At 55.7% G+C, this 17,253-nt stretch carries 14 protein-coding genes; 5 read left to right on the top strand and 9 right to left on the bottom strand.

What is annotated here, in order from left to right; genetic code table 11:
- Positions 1-5: 5 nt before the first annotated feature.
- A complete protein-coding gene (locus M4951_RS18455; RefSeq protein WP_262023107.1) occupies positions 6-2,963 on the bottom strand; it encodes a DUF1553 domain-containing protein in 2,958 nt (985 codons plus the stop codon).
- Between the two features lie 224 nt (positions 2,964-3,187).
- Between M4951_RS18455 and M4951_RS18450 the strand changes: the two genes are divergently transcribed.
- Both M4951_RS18450 and M4951_RS18445 read left to right on the top strand, forming a co-directional pair.
- On the top strand, positions 3,188-3,760 hold the full coding sequence (locus M4951_RS18450) for a sigma-70 family RNA polymerase sigma factor (protein ID WP_262023106.1): 573 nt from the start codon (positions 3,188-3,190) through the stop codon (positions 3,758-3,760).
- Positions 3,761-3,790: 30 nt separating this feature from the next.
- A complete protein-coding gene (locus M4951_RS18445; RefSeq protein ID WP_262023105.1) occupies positions 3,791-5,401 on the top strand; it encodes a LamG domain-containing protein in 1,611 nt (536 codons plus the stop codon).
- 21 nt (positions 5,402-5,422) lie between these two features.
- Here the strand turns inward: M4951_RS18445 and M4951_RS18440 are convergent, their stop codons facing one another.
- Positions 5,423-5,827 carry a translation initiation factor gene (locus tag M4951_RS18440; protein ID WP_262023104.1) on the bottom strand — a complete coding sequence of 135 codons (405 nt, stop codon included), beginning with the start codon at positions 5,825-5,827 and terminating at the stop codon, positions 5,423-5,425.
- Between the two features lie 249 nt (positions 5,828-6,076).
- Between M4951_RS18440 and M4951_RS18435 the strand changes: the two genes are divergently transcribed.
- Positions 6,077-6,808, top strand: a complete 732-nt coding sequence (locus M4951_RS18435; protein WP_262023103.1) for a family 16 glycoside hydrolase — start codon at positions 6,077-6,079, stop codon at positions 6,806-6,808.
- A gap of 16 nt (positions 6,809-6,824) precedes the next feature.
- Here the strand turns inward: M4951_RS18435 and M4951_RS18430 are convergent, their stop codons facing one another.
- From M4951_RS18430 to M4951_RS18410, 5 genes are all read right to left on the bottom strand, one after another.
- Positions 6,825-7,637 carry a sialate O-acetylesterase gene (locus M4951_RS18430; protein WP_262023102.1) on the bottom strand — a complete coding sequence of 271 codons (813 nt, stop codon included), beginning with the start codon at positions 7,635-7,637 and terminating at the stop codon, positions 6,825-6,827.
- Positions 7,638-7,837: 200 nt separating this feature from the next.
- Positions 7,838-8,284: a hypothetical protein gene (locus tag M4951_RS18425; RefSeq protein ID WP_262023101.1), complete on the bottom strand. Its 447-nt coding sequence runs from the start codon at positions 8,282-8,284 to the stop codon at positions 7,838-7,840.
- Positions 8,285-8,301: 17 nt separating this feature from the next.
- A complete protein-coding gene (locus tag M4951_RS18420) occupies positions 8,302-9,321 on the bottom strand; it encodes a DUF1559 domain-containing protein (RefSeq protein WP_262023100.1) in 1,020 nt (339 codons plus the stop codon).
- Between the two features lie 545 nt (positions 9,322-9,866).
- Entirely contained in the window at positions 9,867-10,748 is an 882-nt protein-coding gene (locus M4951_RS18415) for an alpha/beta hydrolase (RefSeq protein ID WP_262023099.1), read from the bottom strand.
- 247 nt (positions 10,749-10,995) lie between these two features.
- Positions 10,996-12,129: a right-handed parallel beta-helix repeat-containing protein gene (locus M4951_RS18410; protein WP_262023098.1), complete on the bottom strand. Its 1,134-nt coding sequence runs from the start codon at positions 12,127-12,129 to the stop codon at positions 10,996-10,998.
- Between the two features lie 230 nt (positions 12,130-12,359).
- On the opposite strand from M4951_RS18410, the gene M4951_RS18405 reads away from it, so the two are divergent.
- Positions 12,360-13,355 (top strand): S1C family serine protease, encoded by a 996-nt coding sequence (locus M4951_RS18405; RefSeq protein WP_262023097.1) that lies wholly within the window; start codon positions 12,360-12,362, stop codon positions 13,353-13,355.
- 57 nt (positions 13,356-13,412) lie between these two features.
- A complete protein-coding gene (locus tag M4951_RS18400; protein ID WP_262023096.1) occupies positions 13,413-14,483 on the top strand; it encodes an NAD-dependent epimerase/dehydratase family protein in 1,071 nt (356 codons plus the stop codon).
- A gap of 103 nt (positions 14,484-14,586) precedes the next feature.
- Here the strand turns inward: M4951_RS18400 and M4951_RS18395 are convergent, their stop codons facing one another.
- Both M4951_RS18395 and M4951_RS18390 read right to left on the bottom strand, forming a co-directional pair.
- Positions 14,587-15,879, bottom strand: a complete 1,293-nt coding sequence (locus M4951_RS18395; RefSeq protein ID WP_262023095.1) for a hypothetical protein — start codon at positions 15,877-15,879, stop codon at positions 14,587-14,589.
- The gene (locus M4951_RS18390; protein WP_262023094.1) at positions 15,876-17,219 is read right to left on the bottom strand and encodes a DUF1552 domain-containing protein; all 1,344 of its coding nucleotides are present in this window, start codon (positions 17,217-17,219) and stop codon (positions 15,876-15,878) included. Before M4951_RS18390 ends, M4951_RS18395 begins: the two co-directional genes overlap by 4 nt.
- Between the last annotated feature and the right edge of the window lie 34 nt (positions 17,220-17,253).

Raw genomic sequence — 17,253 nt, 5'->3', positions numbered from 1 at the left:
TCCGCTTAATCGACAAAGACGAATTCACTGAGATTAAACATCAAGCGGCATAAATTCACCAATTGATGATCTTGAGCATAGGTGACCATTTCGGCACGCTGCGAATCGCTTGGCGCTCGTCCCGTAGTCAGGAACATTGCGCGATCAATTTGATCTGGCAAATTCGCTTCCTCGCTTTCCAGTCGAGCGGCGAATTGCTCCGCCATCACCAGATTGAAAGGGTTGTTCAGCAGCGATAGAGCCTGCAGCGAAGTGAGCGTTTCATTCCGCCGCGGCGTACTTTGCGAGGAGTCGGCGCAGTCGAGCGTCGTCATCCAAGGATCGGGCTGCGATCGTACGATGAAGCGATAAATGCTCCGCCGATGTGACGCGGGATCGGCGGGATCGAATTTGTGATACTCGTAGTGCGGCGAGTGGGCTGTCTTTTCGAGTGCGAAGAGATAGAAGCCGGGACCGCCCATCGTGGAGTCAAGCGACCCGCTGACCGAGAGGATGGAATCGCGAATCTCCTCCGCTTCCAGTCGGCGGCGATTCATACGCCATAGATACTGATTGCCGCCATCGACGGCGGCCTGCGCTTCATCGTGTTGCGATGATTGTTGATAGACGCTGCTAGTCACGATCAAGCGATGCAGTTTTTTGAATGACTGTCCGCCGTCGCGGAACTCGCACGCTAACCAATCGAGCAATTCGGGATGCGTCGGTTTGGCGCCCATTCGGCCAAAGTCATTGGGCGTTGCGACAATCCCTTCGCCAAAATGATGTTGCCAGATGCGATTGACGATCGAACGCCAAACCAACGGGTGCTGTTTGTCGGTCATCCAACGCGCTAGCGCCGCACGACGTTCTCCCTCTGACAATGCGGCGTCCAGTTTCCAATCGGCATTCTCGCCCAACGGCAGCAAGCCTGGTGAAACCTCTTGTCGCGGAGTTTGGACATCACCTCGATGAAGCAAATAGATCGGCCGCGGCGTCGCTTCTGTCGGTTTAAAATTGCCCTGTGAGGGGAAATCGGTTGCCGCGGCGTAAACCATTCGACTCTGGGGGAGCGCGGCGATCTCGCGCTCGATCGCCGCTACCGATTCTTGCAGGCGATTACGCTGGGCGATACTCTCCGGCGTTTCGATTGCGGCGCGTTCGGCGATTGCTTTCGCCAATTCCATCGATCGCGTCGAATCGGGGTCTTGAGCCCATTTGCCGTCTGTTAGGTTGTTTCGCGACCAACGGACAGGCGCTTCGATGGAATCGATTGAAGTGACTTTGCCTCCTAGCGCCACGTTGTTACCGGCGTTATCGAAGGCCTGCATCTCGGCTAGCGCCAACATGTAGTCATTCTTTCGAGCGCACAACTGAGTCGCAGTTAATCGAATGAAGCGGACCGGCGCCGCAATTTCAGGTATCTCCAGCGGCGTCAGACCCGGATTCGGATAGTCCGCTTTTGTCTGGTCGACGACGGTGCTCCATTGGTTCGCTTCCGCCGCGACTTGAACCTGAAATCGAACGGGAAATCCAAATCCAGCGCCGATACCGGCGTAGTCGTCGTGACAAGGTCGCAGCACGATCTTGGCGATGTCCGTCGGCTGACCAAGATCGATCTCGACCCATTTGGTCGTCGCCGCGGTTTGGGTGATCGAACTGTGATAACCGAACTCCGGCGCTTTGTTGACTTTGGCGTCGGCTTGCAACTGGCGGATCAACTTTTCCAGTTTCTCCAACCGCGGACCACCGTCTCTTTGGATTTGTTTTTGCAGTTCCGCTAATTCCTTTTTTTGCGCCTCCCGCTTTTCCTCGAGGCGGCTTTTCTCCTGTTCGATCTCAGGATCGTCTCCGTAAGGGCGTTCGGCTCGATCGACTGCGGCGAAGATTGCCTGCAGACCGTAGTAGTTTTCTTGCGTGATCGGATCGAACTTGTGGTTGTGGCAGCGAGCACATTGGACTGTCACGCTGCAGAAGCTGTTGATCGCGTTCGAGACCATGTCATCACGGTCGAGGTTTCTCGCTACCTTGCCATCGATCTTGGCTTCCGATACTTCGACATGCCCGATGAAATCCCAAGGCCCCGCCGCCAAAAAGCCAAGTCCTAAAACGCCATCCGGTTCGCCGGGGAACAGAACGTCGCCGGCGATCTGCTCTTGGACAAAACGAGCATACGGCTTGTCGTCGTTGAAAGAGCGAATGACATAGTCGCGGTAGGGCCACGCGTTAGGGCGTAATTTGTCTTTGTCGTAACCGCAAGTATCCGCATACTTGACGACATCTAGCCAATGTCGCGCCCAACGTTCTCCGTACTGATCCGAGGCCAGCAGTCGATCGACAAGTTTCTCGTAAGCCAGCGGATCGGAATCATTCTCAAATTTGACGACCTCGTCCGGTGTTGGCGGTAGTCCGGTCAGATCGTAGGTGACGCGGCGAATTAACGTACGGCGATCGGCGGCCGGCGAATGCTGAAGCCCCTTCTCGTCGAGCTTTTGCAAAATGAATTGATCGATCGTCGTCTTCGCCCAGGGGGCCGCTGATTTCGGTACCGCCGGCAAGTTGAGAGGTTGATAAGACCACCAAGCAAAGTCAGAAACGCGAGCCGCTTGCAGTTGGAAATCGGCTGGCCAATGCGCGCCGTCGTCAATCCACTTGCGGATCACGGCGATTTCCGCCGAAGTAAGCGGATCGGCGTTTTTGGGCATCGCGGCGGCGCCGTCGGTCGGAGAGATCAACTCGACCAGATGACTGGCCGCCGCGTCTCCTGGTTCGATATAACCATCGGCCAACGCTTTGTCGGCCGATTGCAGCGAGAAGTCGCCTTTCGGCTGATCGCCGCTATGACAACTAAGGCATCTCTGCTGCAAGATGGGAGCAACTTGCTGTGGAAAGAAGTCGCTCGCCTGCGTCGCACTGGCGGACGTGATCAAGGCCAACGCGACGACCAACGGGGCGGTAGGAACCGAATTTCGCCGGGCAAGTTTCACGATGGCGAATTCCTTGATTTTCGGTAGGAATGATAGAGGAAGGTAGCGGCGTTACTAAGAATTGACCCACCGCACCGAGAATTAGTACCAGAAAATCAGGCCTAGAGACAACCTTTTTGGTACTAATGAGGGCTCGACCGCGCCACTTCCTAATAGCCAGTTAGCCGCTTGGCGTCGCTGCTTGGGAGCGACAGATTAGAATGGCGTCATGCACGATTGCCTAAATGACTTTGTTTTTTGGCGACAAATCCAGCAGTATGAACGAAGACCGGACCCGCACGTCCTCAGATTACGAAGAGTTCCTCCGGCTATTCACGCGGGATCAATTGCGTGTGCTGGCCTATATTCGTGCGCTGATTCATGACCATTCGGTTGCGAACGACGTGTTTCAGGAAACGAGTCTGGAATTGTGGCGCAGCTTCGCAACCTTCCGACGAGACGAAGAATTTGCCCCTTGGGCGCTGGGAATCGCACGGCATCAGGTTCTGAAGTATTGGCGCACGCGTGACCGAGATCGTCATATTTTTAGCGAGACGTTGCTGGCGGAAATCTCGACCACAGCGATTGGCCTAGCCAGCGAACTGGAGCCGCGACAAGAGGCGCTGGACGAGTGCGTGACCTTGCTTAGCGATCGCCAGCGAGAATTAATTCAATTGTTTTACGGCGAAAATCAATCGGCCGCGGCGATTGCCAATGCTTGGAACCGATCCGTGCATGCGGTCTACAAATCGCTGAAAGTGATGCGCCGCTCCCTGCTGGATTGCGTTGAGTCGAAGCTCACAGATCAAACCATCTAATCACGTTCGAAGTTAACCTAGAGAACATTCGTGAATCGTAACGAGCAAATCTTAGCACTAGCCGATCGTCAATTGGACGGGACGGCGACGCCAGACGACGTGTCACGTCTTGCGGAGTTGCTCACGAATGACCCGGTCGCCCAAGCCCTTTATCTCCGCTATTCGCTGGTGCATGGGCAACTAGGAATGACGCCGACGGCGATGCAGCAGCTGACGGCATCCGCCCCATCCGATGTGTCATTTTCCACGCTGAACGAGCCGCCGCCTACCGGATGGAAGCGATGGGCCGCGGCGGTCTCTGTGGCGATCGCTGCTTCGGTAGCTTTCGTACTTTGGATGTCGCCGAGCAATGCGCCGCAACAAGACTCCCTCGACCACTTGCCTGATGTGCAATTGGCGGATGCTTCATTGTCCCATTATGACAACCGTCAGCCGCCGATCGGAACCGTGGGAAAGCTAGGGGAGAACGATTCAGGTCCGATGACCCTGTCAATTATTCAAGGAGAGACCGAGTTCGCATCGTCGGGCGGCGCCAATGTGCGGGTCACGGGACCAGCTTTGTTTGGAGTTAATTCGCCACAAGGGGGCGTCCTCTACAATGGCTCGGTCCATGCGAAGCTCGAGAGCCCGCAATCAAGGTTCTCAGTGACGACTTCCAATCTGCGAGTTGTCGATATGGGCACCGAATTTCAAGTGGCGATGCTGGATGATCGACACATCCGCGTACAGGCCATGAATGGGCAGGTCGATGTCCAATCACGCGTTCGCTTGCCATCTTACTATTGGCACTTTGACGATCGAGAGGGAGCGGATAGTGTGGATGCTCCCTCGATTTCGACGCCGATGACGTTGGGCGAACACGCTCAACGAGTTCCTGGCATTGTAGGGCGCGGCGCTGTTCGCTTTGACAACTCGCAGGAATCATTTGTGCAGATTGATGAAGGAATGGGAACCGAGGTCGGCAACGGTTTGATGGCCTGCAGTAGCGGGATCACGCTAGAAGCGATGTTCATCTCGGAGTGGTCCGGCGAACTTCTCGACTATGACGAAATTTTTCGTAAAGAGGATGGCGTCTATCGCATCTTGCTCAGTTTTCAAAATGACGATGACGTAGGCGACTATGATTTTCCGGAAATTGCACCGGGGCCATGTCTGTCATTCGGATTGCATATCGAACAGCAAGGCTATAGCGAACTGGACATGCCGCTGGATGGTCGCGATGGGCGGCCGACGGTAGAACAGCTGACCGACGGCAAGCCCCATCATGTGGTTGCGACCTACGATAGTTTCAGTGGGCGGAAGGCGCTTTATATTGATGGCAAGCTTTGTTTTCAGCACCAGTTTCCAGTCGGTGGTTTGATCCTCAGCGGCGGTTCGGCGCCGGCCGTCATCGGCAATATGTGGCGGATGCGAGAGCCTTTCGCCGGCGTGCTGGACGAAGTCGCGCTTTATGATTTCCCTCTGACCGCCGAAGAAATCGCACTCCATTTTGAGAATGCCGCGGCAGGGATCTGCTATTTTGGCGATGATTCGCATGGCTTAGCCGCCGAGCGTTGGAAATCGATCACGCTTGTAACAGCCGGTACGCAGCGAGTCTTTGACAAGCTAACCGGGTTGCCGGTCGACGTGATGATTCCTTAGAAGGAGCTGGCGAATTACGCACTAACCCTTCACGCGATAGCCAAGGGCGCTCAGGGATTTGCGAATGCGGTCGGCATGGTCCCCTTGGATTTCAAGCAGATCTTCTTTCGGCTTCACGGTTCCGCCGCTGCCGCAATCGGCCTGCAGTTGCTTGAGCAGCGCAGGCAGGTCGTTCGCGAGGTCGGTCAATCCGGTAATGACCGTCGCTTTTCTTCCCCCTTTGCGCTTTTGCACTCTGATCACTGCGGTCTGACTCTCTGGGGACAAGCGGCCCGCTTCGCGCTGCTGACGATCTGCTGCTTGTTGGCGCCGCGCCTCGCTCGCTGCTTTCTCGGCAGGCGTGCATTTGCAGTGCGACACGAGCTCGCCGCAGTCGTCGCACTTCGGCGGAATATCGAAGGGAGTTCCGGCAAACAGACGCGACATGACCGATAGGTTCTCCAATGAATTTAGAAGAGACGAAGATCAGTTTAGCACAGTTTTTGAATGGTCGAGAAGGAATCGAGCAGGCTCAGAATCAGGCCGAAAACACTCGAATCCAGGCTTTTACAGTTTTGGAGATGCAACTTTGGATTTTTGGCGACATTTCAATTTGCACTCGCCGCTTGCTAGAATTGCTATTTGCATAACTCTGCGATGCTGTTGTTCCTCTGATCAAAGATGCGAGACCGTCCGATGCTTCGAGTCACCACTGCCGCAATCGGCTTTTTGCTGTTTGTTTCCATCTGCGGCACGCTTTTGGCCGAAGAGGTGAGCGAGCCGAAAGGGACATTGGTTCTGGAAGACAATTTCGATCGGGAAGAGTCGTCACCGCAGAAGGAAGAGGTCGGCAACGGTTGGACCACCAACAGCCGCGCGCGGGCAAAAGGGAATCAGCAGGTCGATCTGGTCGACGGCGTGATGCAGGTCACCCGATACCCTCAAGCGAATCATGGAGTCGCGATCTTTCACGATGTTGATTTCCAAGACGCGATGGTCGAGATGAAGTTTAAGTTGGGACCAGGCGACGATCTAGGACTCGACTTTGTTGATCGTGAACTCAAAACCGTTCACGCCGGGCATCTCTGCATCGCCCGGGTTACGCTCGATCGGATAACGCTGCAAGACACCAAGACCGGTCGCATGGACTTGAAGATTCGAGAGCGACTCCAGGCGGGAGAAAAGTCGCCGGAGCTGATGAAATTTATACGGTCGAAAATGATCGCCACGCCGCTTGAGCTAAAACCGAACCAGTGGTGCACGTTGCGAGTCACCGTCGAAGGAGACACGATGACGGCTGCGATCGACGGCAAGCAGGTCGCCCATTATTCGTCGGAGGGAATTGCCCATCCGACGAAACGGATGATTACATTAGCGGTGAATAAATCGGCCTGGATCGACGATCTGAAGGTTTGGAAGTTGAAGTAAGCCGCGTCGCCTTCAACTACTTTGCTGGCAAGAGATCAAGATACGCTTTGGCGTAACGTCGCCCGAATTCGCGGTACGACTCAGCGTTGAAGTGGACCTTGTCTCCCTTGTGCGTCAGGCCTTCGGCAGATACGAACGCGGCGTTGGGATGAGACGCGGCGTAATGGCGCTGCGCCGCATCGACCTGTTTTTTCGCATCGTCCCAAGGGCGTTCGGCAAATTCACCCAATTGACCGACGAGGAACGGCACGTCGGGAGCGTCCAATTCTTTTCGAACTCGAGTCACGAGTTCCCCCAATTTTTGCTCGTAGACTTTGGCCTTGGCGGGATTGGAGTCCCCTTCTCCTTGGTGCCAGAGAATGCCGCAGAGGACGCCTGACTCGAGCGCCTTCTTGGCTCGCGGCAACGCGTCGTCATAGGGATGGCTCTTGGTAGGCTTGTCGTAAGCGCCGGGCGCCCACCGATCGATCGGCGTGCCGCCGACGGCACATGGGATCAGGCCAACCGTAATCTCTGGGTTCGCTTTTGCGATCTCAAGGCCAAAAGTACGGCCGAGCCCGACGCCGGCGACCCCGGGCTTATCAAAATGGATTGGGTCAACTGCCGGAACCCACTGGCCGGCCTTGTTGAGCGTCAGCACACGTGGGTTGACTTCTTGGTCTTGGGGTTCCACTTTTCCGCGGCCTGCCATGTTCGACTGACCGATCAGCAGAAAGAGCTGGAATTTTTCTTGGGGGGGAAGCGTGACGCTCGACGGTTCTTCACCGAACGCGATCAGGGAGAGAGCGTTCAGTAGAAGCAGCGATATCACCGCGGATCGAATAGACATGGCGAGAGGGATATCCTTGGTTGGCAGGTGAAAGAAGTGATTCTGGCCAAATACGGATGACGCCGTCAGCGACGGCCCACACATCCATTCTAGCTGGCCGGAAGGAAAGAATCACCACAGCACATGTTGGTTTTGCCAAGAATGATATCTCGTGACCTCCTGCGGCCAAACGCCGGCGAGAGAGAGATCGCGGCGTACGGCTAGCGGGACTTGGGCGGCTTCTCGACGATGATTTCCCACGACGTTGATTTGGCGGGAACTTCGATGCTTAATCCCGACTGCTCAGGATCCATGAACTTGGGATGGATTAGCAACTTGGGGGTGAAGTCGCGATCTCCCCAGTTGTCAGGAGGAAGCGACATCGCATTCTCGATGTAAACGCGATAGACGCCTGCAGGAACTCCGTCGTCCACGTCGAGCGTTCCCACCTGGAATGATCCGTCGGGATGAATCAGTCCCCAGGAACTTGTATTGGTATCGCCTCCATCGAGAACGACGCGTCCTGTTTTTAGAGGGGAGCCATCGACGAAATGAATGTGACCTTGGACCGGGTGCATCGAATCGTCGCCGCAACCCACGGCGCAGGCCAGAAACGACGCGAGTGCGACCAAGCCAAATGAAGACTTTAAAAATGATGAATGTTGCATGAGTAAGGTTGATTTCATTAGGGAAGACTCACCACGTTACCTTCGTTGGCGCCACCCAGAGAGATCAAGACGTTGGAATTGACGTTGACCGCCAACGCTTGGACAGAGCCATCTGCGAACAAAAAATTACAAACCCCTGGATGCCAACTGCCGAGCGCTGGGCTGCTGTTGACGCTCAGTCCGACTCCTTCGTTGGGCGAACGAGCCAGACCGTAGTTCACACTACCGGCGACCCAATATTCGCCGTAACCGCCTGGTCCGTTCGAGCGATTCCAGTAGATGTAGCCGTCGCTACCGTTGGGCCCGCGATCCGCCCGACAGCAAAGGCCCAGAAAACCGGCCGTAATATGCTTCTCTCCCACAATCATCGTATTGCTGGTTCCGTCGGTAATTCGGGAAAGGGTGTCACGAGGACGCCAGCCGTCGTTGGGATCGTCGACAGATTCAGTGACGCCGCCGTTACTGATGTTGATCAGATTTTTATCGTCGCTAGTTTGCGCCACGCGCAGCGCCTGCAGTTGCGAAGCAGGGTTTTTCCAGAACTGCCATCTTTCGGCGCCTGCGATGATGATCGCATAATCCCCTACCGGCACCCCTTTGCTGTTTTTCCCTTCGGCGGTAGACCGACGCGAAGGGCAGAGATAGCCGCCGATCACCGTATTGCGCAGGATGTTGTAATTGGCGGACGAAGCGGCGGCGGCGCTGGCGCCGATATGCGATGCGTTGGTGCAGCCATCGACAACGCCTGAAGCTTCCATGTTCAGTTGACCGTAGACGTTTCCTTGCTCCATGTACGGCATCAAGACCGCCCAGAGGGTTAGTCCCGTATTGCCGGTCGCCGCCGGTGGAAGCCCGTTGTACGTGTCATGAAAACTGTGGACCGCAAGGCCGATTTGTTTCATGTTGTTGACGCATTGCATGCGTCTGGCCGCTTCCCGCGCTTGTTGTACGGCGGGAAGGAGCAAACCGATCAGAACCCCGATGATTGCGATCACCACCAAGAGTTCGACCAGCGTGAATCCGGTCGTCGATTGCAAAGAGTTCCGACGCCGTCCAGGGGCAACGTACGATAGGGGGTGACTAGTCGACGTGTCGAAAGGACGACATGCGAATCGTAGATAGAACATCGAACCCACTCCTAAATGGCTCCCACATTCGTCGCTGCAATACAGCGGCGGAGGAGAGCGTCATGATTGATAGGATCGCTATGAACGCATGAAAAAGGCTTCGTCGTTTCCGCCCTTTTTCGGTGATGTTAGAAAAGTCGCCGCAACATATTGCGGGGTAAGGAAAAGAGGAATTCACAGGGCACGGGTCATCTATTTGAGGCAAGGAAAGCCGTTGACCTGACTGCCATGTGCAAAGTACGCGACTCTGCAGGAGGGTGCAAGGGAAAAGTTTTGAAAATAATACTGCCAGAATAGACAGTGTCTTTTTGCCTTTTCGATCGCTCGGTGGCGTCGCTCCACAAAAAAAGGATGACGCCGTTATCGGCGTCATCCCCATGGACTGAACTTGGGTCTCTCGGCAATTGCGATCGGCGTACGACTCTGTTCGCTTGCACCGATGTTGAGAGCTGGACTTATTTGGTCAGGCGGTCGATGAGATACTCGGTCGAGTTCTTGTATTGCGGTTTTTCCGTCCCAGGGGTCACCAGCACGACGTCGACGTTCGCTTCTTTCAGACGTTCCGCCAACTTGACGCCCATGATGCCGGAGTGAGTCGGATCCTTCGGCGAGGCGCCGACCACCGGAACTTCACCACCATAGAACAATGCGATCGGGGGATCATCTTTCGAGACGCTTTCGATCGGTGAATATTCTTTGATCCAGGGCATGAGCGATTCGCGGTTTTCGATCACGCTCTCCAGGTTCGGCAGACCAAACGCATGGGCGCCATATTTATAATTGGGCATCCACTGGCGCAGCTCCTTCGGATCGAGCGAAACCTGTGCTCCGTTGACTGCGGCGCAGTAAAGGCGCGTCGACTCGCGAGCGATTGGATCGTCGCTTTTCGGATCGGCCAGGTCATCGTGAAATGCTAGCCAAAGCGAACTGCACGCGCCGGCCGAACCGCCGGTAGCGCCGATACGCTCTTTGTCGAGATTCCACTCAGCCGCCTTGGAGCGCACAAATTGCAAAGCCCGTGCAGCGTCGCTCAGCGGCGCTTTGACCGGCGGCTCCACATTTTGTTCCACGCCATTTTGGACGTAGCGGTAGTTGATTGCGACCACCGAAATTCCTTTGTTGAGGAACGCTTTCGGATTCGTCTTTTTGTCGCCGCCGCGCCATCCTCCGCCGTGAATGTAAAAGACGACCGGCGTCGGCTTATCGGACTTCGCGGGATAAAAATCAAGCACTTGCCGCGGATGATCGCCGTACGGCAGATTGAGTTGCTGTTTCAGTTCCTCGGCTTGAAGCTGTGAGGTGAGCAGCAGCGCGAGGGTAAGCAGAATTCGCTTCACGAGATGGGCTCCTTGGGTGGGTAGGGGAAGAAGGTAGGAGATCTTTTTTAGAGGATCCGAAGTCACTTTCCAACATGATGGACGGGAAAGTTTGCAAATTATGGAACGCATCACTTTTGCGTAGCCCGCCAGTGCAAGCGAGGAAAATACGATTGGCTATTTCATTCCGCCTTTAAATCACCGAGCAATTTCCCCTCGCGTTCGCTGGCGGACTACGCAGAGAATGGATGTTCAACGCTCTAATCTATTATTTGTCGAGTGCTGCGCCGTCGACCAGATTCCGCCCCTGGTAGGTCACGTCGGCGCCGAGCGTATTCAAGCCGATATTCTCGCAGACGCAGTTCTCGACTAGCAGCGTCCCTCCGTTCATCCGCACCAGACCACGATCGGACTTCTGCTGGGTAGTGATCGTGACGCGTTGCAGCTGCAACGCGAAGGATTGGTTTTTGGTGCGCGGTCCCGCGACGAGCGCCGCCGCGGATGTCGAATTGAGAATCTTGCAGTCGATCAACGCGTGCGCTTTGCCGATGAGCAGAACGTCGGTGTTGACGTTTCCATAGAATTCGCAGTTGCGATAGACGGTCTCGGACGCGTTCACGTCGGCGATCCCATTTTCGTTTCCGTAGAACTTGCCCCCGGTAATAAGGCACTCGGAGGTTTCGTGGGCCGAGAAGCCTTCGTCAAAGCAATCGTAGCCATGGATATTCTCGAACGTCAGTTCGCGACCGTCGCCGTGAATGTTGAAACCGTCATTCAGAAAGTTGCGCGTCTCCAGATTTTGAACGACAATTCGCCGACAAACGCCTCCCATGCCGATTCCGTTCACGCGCGTGGACCATTCGAGATTCTTGATCGATCCGCACACGTAGAGCCAGCCGGTCTGCTTATCGATGTTCTCAAAACAGAACTCTCCCGGCTCTAGCTCCGCAGGCGCCGGAAACTCCGGCGAGCCAGCGCTCTGCGTCCTGCCCATTCGCTGCATCACGCCGTCGACGATCAGCAGATGGCGGTCAAGCGGCGTTCGCTTCAGTTGGCGACGATAGAGATTGGCGCCCACCTTTTCCCAGCCATCGACCGGCAATGGATCGGCCCCGTCCAGCGTTACGCCGTTCCCTTCGATCGTAATTCCGGATCGATCGCCAAACCTGCCTGACTGTCGAATGACAGCGCCTTGTGGATGAAGTTGTATCACGTCGCCATCCTTGGCCGAATTGATCCCCTTCTGCAACGACTTAAACGGCTTCTCTGCGACGCCAGAATTCGAATCGCTGCCGGTCTCTGCGTTGACGTGCCATTTTCGAGCAGACAGCGGCGCCGCAATCAGCAGCATCGCTAGAAAGAGTGAAACGGATGTTAGCGAGAAAGTACTTGGGTTTGGCATCGGTTGACTGATAGTGCAGGAGAGGAAGGGGGGATACTTGGCTTGGAGCAAGTGATCGGAGGGAAACTCGATCATACTTTGCGGCAGTGAGGAAATCTATCTGGATGTGCGCACCAACATGAATTGCGATGGGTGTTTTTTCGCCGTCGATTTTGGCAGTGCTATCCGCATCTGTCCTTTACGTGTGGGCTGCGTAAGATTGAAACAAACTCTTCTAGAAAGGGACAGGCATGAAAAAAAAGGACGATTCTCCGCGATTTCTCTCTGGCCCCGATCACAGCGGTGATCGTGAATCGACGCCGCGGCGGGCCAATCCTGCCGACGCGGATCTGCTAGACGCCTATTCGCAAGCAGTAATCAACGTGGTCGATAGCGTTTCACCGGCGGTCGTCAGCGTCTCGGGCGAACGGGGCGGAGCAGGTTCTGGATTTCTCGTTACGCCGGAAGGGTATGCGATCACCAACAGTCATGTGGTCGGAGGACGGCGGCGATTGTTTGCCGAGACCAATGATGGCGATCGCGTCGATGCGCAAGTGATCGGCGATGATCCTTCCACTGATATCGCACTATTGAAGCTTGCGTCGAGCGAACTTCCCTACGCAGAATTGGGGGAATCGAGCGCCAGTCGAGTTGGTCAATTGGTGATCGCCATGGGAAGCCCGTTGGGACTCCATTCAACGGTTTCGACCGGCGTGATCAGCGCCGTTGGCAGAACGCTGCGTGGTCAAGATGGACACTTGATCGAGAACATTGTCCAGCACACGGCGCCGATCAATCCTGGCAATAGCGGCGGCCCGTTGGTCGACTCACGCGGCCGCGTCGTCGGCGTCAATACGGCGATCATCGCAATGGCGCAGGGACTTGGTTTCGCTGTTCCCAGTGATACGGCGCAGTGGGTGATCGCAGAGATTCTGACGCATGGCCGCGTTCGTCGACGGCAACTGGGGGTTACCGCCGCAGCGCAACGACTGCCGAGAGCAATGGTGCGACAATTTGACTTGCTGTCAGATCAAGTCGTGGAAGTGGTCGATGTCGCAACTGGCGGCGTCGCCAGGCAAAGCGGCGTTCGACCTGGCGATTTGATTGTCGCAATCAACGATCGCATCATAGCCAGCGTGGATGACATACATCGTTTGCTGGCGGTCGTTCCGCAGGATGTCCCGTTGTCGCTCACGCTGATTCGCGGAGATCGAAAGTTTGATCTGGCGATCGCCTGGAAAAGTTAGCGTCTCGGACGAGTAAAATGACCTGGTCACTGCGTTGCGTTCAAAAAGAAAGTCAACATGCCATTGGATCTGCCGATCGACGTTTCGTCTCCTGTGATGATTTCTGGCGCGACCGGTTATGTAGCGGGGCACATGGTGAAACGCTTGTTGGAAGCAGGGGTTACGATTCATGCTCCGGTACGCGATCCGACTCGCCAAGACAAGCTGAAGTACTTAAATGAAATCGCGGTAACGGCGCCCGGCGCGATTCGATACTTCTCCGCCGATTTGCTGAAAGAAGGATCTTACGCGGAGGCGATGGAGGGATGTTCGATCGTGTTCCATACGGCTTCGCCGTTCTCGCTGGATGTGAATGATCCGCAGAAGGAACTGGTTGATCCGGCGCTGCTAGGAACTCGCAACGTACTCGGCGAGGCGAACCGCCATGACACGGTGAAGCGAGTTGTCTTGACCAGCAGCTGCGCCGCGATATTTGGTGATAATGCCGACGTCGCGAAAGCGGCCGGCGGAGTCCTCACCGAAGCTGACTGGAATACGACATCCACTTTGGAATATGGTCCCTATTCCTATTCCAAGACGGTCGCAGAGCAGGAGGCTGGGAAGATCGTGAAAGCGCAGTCGCGATGGGATTTAGTCGTCATCAACCCGTCGATGGTGTTCGGCCCGGGGATCAGCCCATTCGCGACCTCCGAGAGCTTCAGCATGGTCAAGCAGTTTGGCGATGGAACCATGAAACGAGGAACGCCACGATTCGGAATCGGAGTCGTCGACGTACGCGACGTCGCCTACGCTCACCTGGCTGCCGCTTATCTCCCTCAGGCACAAGGTCGCCATATCATTTCGGGCCACAACACCGATTTTTTCGAGATCGCGCAAACGCTTGTCTCCACTTACGGCGATGACTATCCGATTCCGCAGAACTCGTTGCCCAAGTGGTTGGTGTGGCTTGTCGCACCGATTTTCAACAAGTCGCTCACGCGAAAAATGGTCACGCGAAATGTCGATGTCCCCTGGATTGCTGACAACCGCAAAAGTATTCGAGAGCTCGGAGTCGAGTATCGACCGTTGGGAGAAACGATGAACGAGATGTTTCAACAATTGGTGGAGAGCGGCCAAATCACGAAGTAGAGGACCCTGTCTAGTTCCTGGTCGTGGGGAAGCAGTCTTCGTTCTCTCGGCCAGCGTCGCACGAACAAGAATTAGTTCGACGGCGTGACCGTCGCCGTTTCGCTTACTTTTCTTGAAATAAGTCGGAGCTTGGCCAGCGGTCCTCAAAGTTACGGATGCGTTCCTCAACAGGGGGTTTGACATTGGGCCAATTTTGAGGCCGGATGCGGACAATGCGTCCCGGGCGGAAACCCTCTAGGATGAGCGGGACTTCGAATTGGATCTGAATCCCGCTGCTGCCCAACGGCGGCTCTTCGGCGATCTTCTCGACCAAGGTGATCTTCCCGTCCATGCCATCGTGGTCGGGCCACCAGGTGCGTAGCGTGTTTTCCGCCGCAGCCATCTTGCCGCTCATACCAGGCTGGAAGTCGGCATACAGCGAATCATCCATCCCGCCAAACAAAGTTGCGGTCACCGTCGCCTGACCGAATTTCCCGTACTGAATCGTGTCGACCATGGCAGGCATCCAGCGGGTGCGGATGTGACGAACGTGACGCCCTCGTTGGCGATCTGCAGCGACCTTCATCGCGGCATCGTCAAGCCAAAGATCGGCTACGTGAAACTGTTGGTAGAGGTATCGCGGATGCCAGGTCAGCGCGAGCTGAATCGACTGATCCTCGAACAGCTTCTGACCGTTGGCGGGCCAGCTTCCTTCCGCCACAAGTTCATTGAGACCAAGCAGCTCTCGGCCGCGCCAGATGCGCGTTGAGCCATCAATGGTGAATCGATGCTCGCCGCCGAGTCCTTCGCCTCCCTCCACTCTGTCCAGGCTGGCGACCAGTTCACCCTCGGAACCATGGATGTTCACCTGCTTCAGCTTCCAGGCTTTTCCTTCACGCAGGCACAGACTCGGCCCATCCTCCAACAGAATCGCGTGGTTCTCTGGAGGCGCGGTCACGTTGTTCCCTTTTACGTTGGGAACTGCTGATGTCTCAGGGTCAGGCGGCAGATAAAAGCGTCCGTACAGAACTGTACCGATCGGAATGTCACGCAATTCGGCGGGAGCGCCGCGATAACGGATCACGCCGTAGGGCAGCATAGCGAAGTGGTGAAGCTGACCCTCATGGTAGTGACCGTCAACATGTAGACGAAGACTTCCGCGCCGGTTCACATGATCAACGAAAACGAGTTCACCTCGATACGCTTTGGCCTCTTTAGGCGGCGGAAAAGTTCCGGACGAGGCGCGAAACGGTTCGTCAGCGCGAAGACTGCCGGCGACTAGCAACAGGCAAAACGTACAGGCAATATTAGCTAGACGCGCTAGTTGGTGAATATGCAAGTGAATGCGTGCATGCGTGAAAACTCCACGACAATTCACTCGCTGGCGCGTTGCGCCAATATTGGTCGGTCGTTTCATGCTAGTTCCAGTTCGCTATTGCTGTCACCAAAGTCTTCCGTCTCCACGCCCATCTTTTGCGCCATTGTCAGCAGAAGATTACTCATGTGGGCGTTGCTGTTGGCCGGACGACTGCAGAGGTGATAGTGCTTGCCGGGAACGTCCAATTGGTACCCGTCAAAGTGGCCTTGGTTCAGATCGACGTGACGACCATGTTTTAGTCCGCAAGCTGCTCCACCCGCCAAAACAAGCGGCAGATTGGCGTTTCCGTGACTGTGCCCGTACGCCATGCCGCTGCCGAATAAGGACATAGTCGTGTCAAGCAACGGGCGACCGTTAAGATCAGGCGTCTCCGCCAACCGAGTCAGAAAATAACTGAACTGTTCGACGCTAAACGCGTCGCTTTGAGTTAGCTTTTCCATGTGCCCTGGATCGCCATTGTGATGGCTAAGTTCATGGCGAGATTGCGAGATGCCCAATTCAGGAATCGGTAGTCCCTGTCCCTCGATGCCGCTGCTGAAAGTAACAACGCGAGTCGCGTCGGTCTGAAACGCCAACACGATCAAATCGTAGATGGTGCGGAAATAATCACCTGCCTGAGTCTGCGGAACTTCGCGGTCGGTGCGCCGACGATCCTTTTCGAGGATTTCGGGACGCGGAACATCCAGCCAATCATCAGCCCGTCGGGCGCGGATTTCGGTTTCGCGTACGGCGGTAAGATATTGGTTCATACGTCCCTTGTCTTGCTCGCCCATCTTTTTCTCAAGCGAACGGACTTCTTCCAAGTTCGCATCCAGCACGCTTCCCTTGCGGCGCAAGGCGCGCCGCTGCGCAACTGTGCCGTTCTTCGGTTCTTCGAAAAGGTGAGCAAAAATTTCACTGCACCGGCTCATGCCGGGAAGGCGGATGCCGTCAGCGGTCCAAGCCAGCGACTCGCCTTTGTTGGCGATCTCGAGCGAATGAAAGCGAGTATGCGGTGACGTCACCTCTGCCATCTTTTGGTCGACGGAGATGGTATTGCGATCCGTCGGACCAAGTTGACCTCCTGTGAGCCAGATCTTTTGGCAATTGTGATGATGGCCCAGACCGCCGGGATGATGCAGCCCGCTGATCGGCGTGATGACTCCTCGATGTTTCTCAAGCGACTCTAGCGAACGCGAGAAGACGTAATTTTCACCGGGCGTCGTGATCTGATAGTCCAGCGTGTTGACTCCATTGGGGATGTAGATGAACGCGCTGCGCCGCGGCGACTCCGGGTCTGCGCCGAGTGTGGGACGCATGCAGTTCAGCACTGGAAGCGCAATGAAGCTGCCAAGTCCACGCAGGACATGGCGACGATCGATCTGCCAGGATGGTGTCATGTTCTTACTCGTGATGGTTTTCTGTGATGGGCGC

It is taken from the genome of Blastopirellula sp. J2-11 (assembly GCF_024584705.1).
Lineage (GTDB): Bacteria > Planctomycetota > Planctomycetia > Pirellulales > Pirellulaceae > Blastopirellula.
This window is presented reverse-complemented; position numbering and strand designations above follow the sequence as displayed.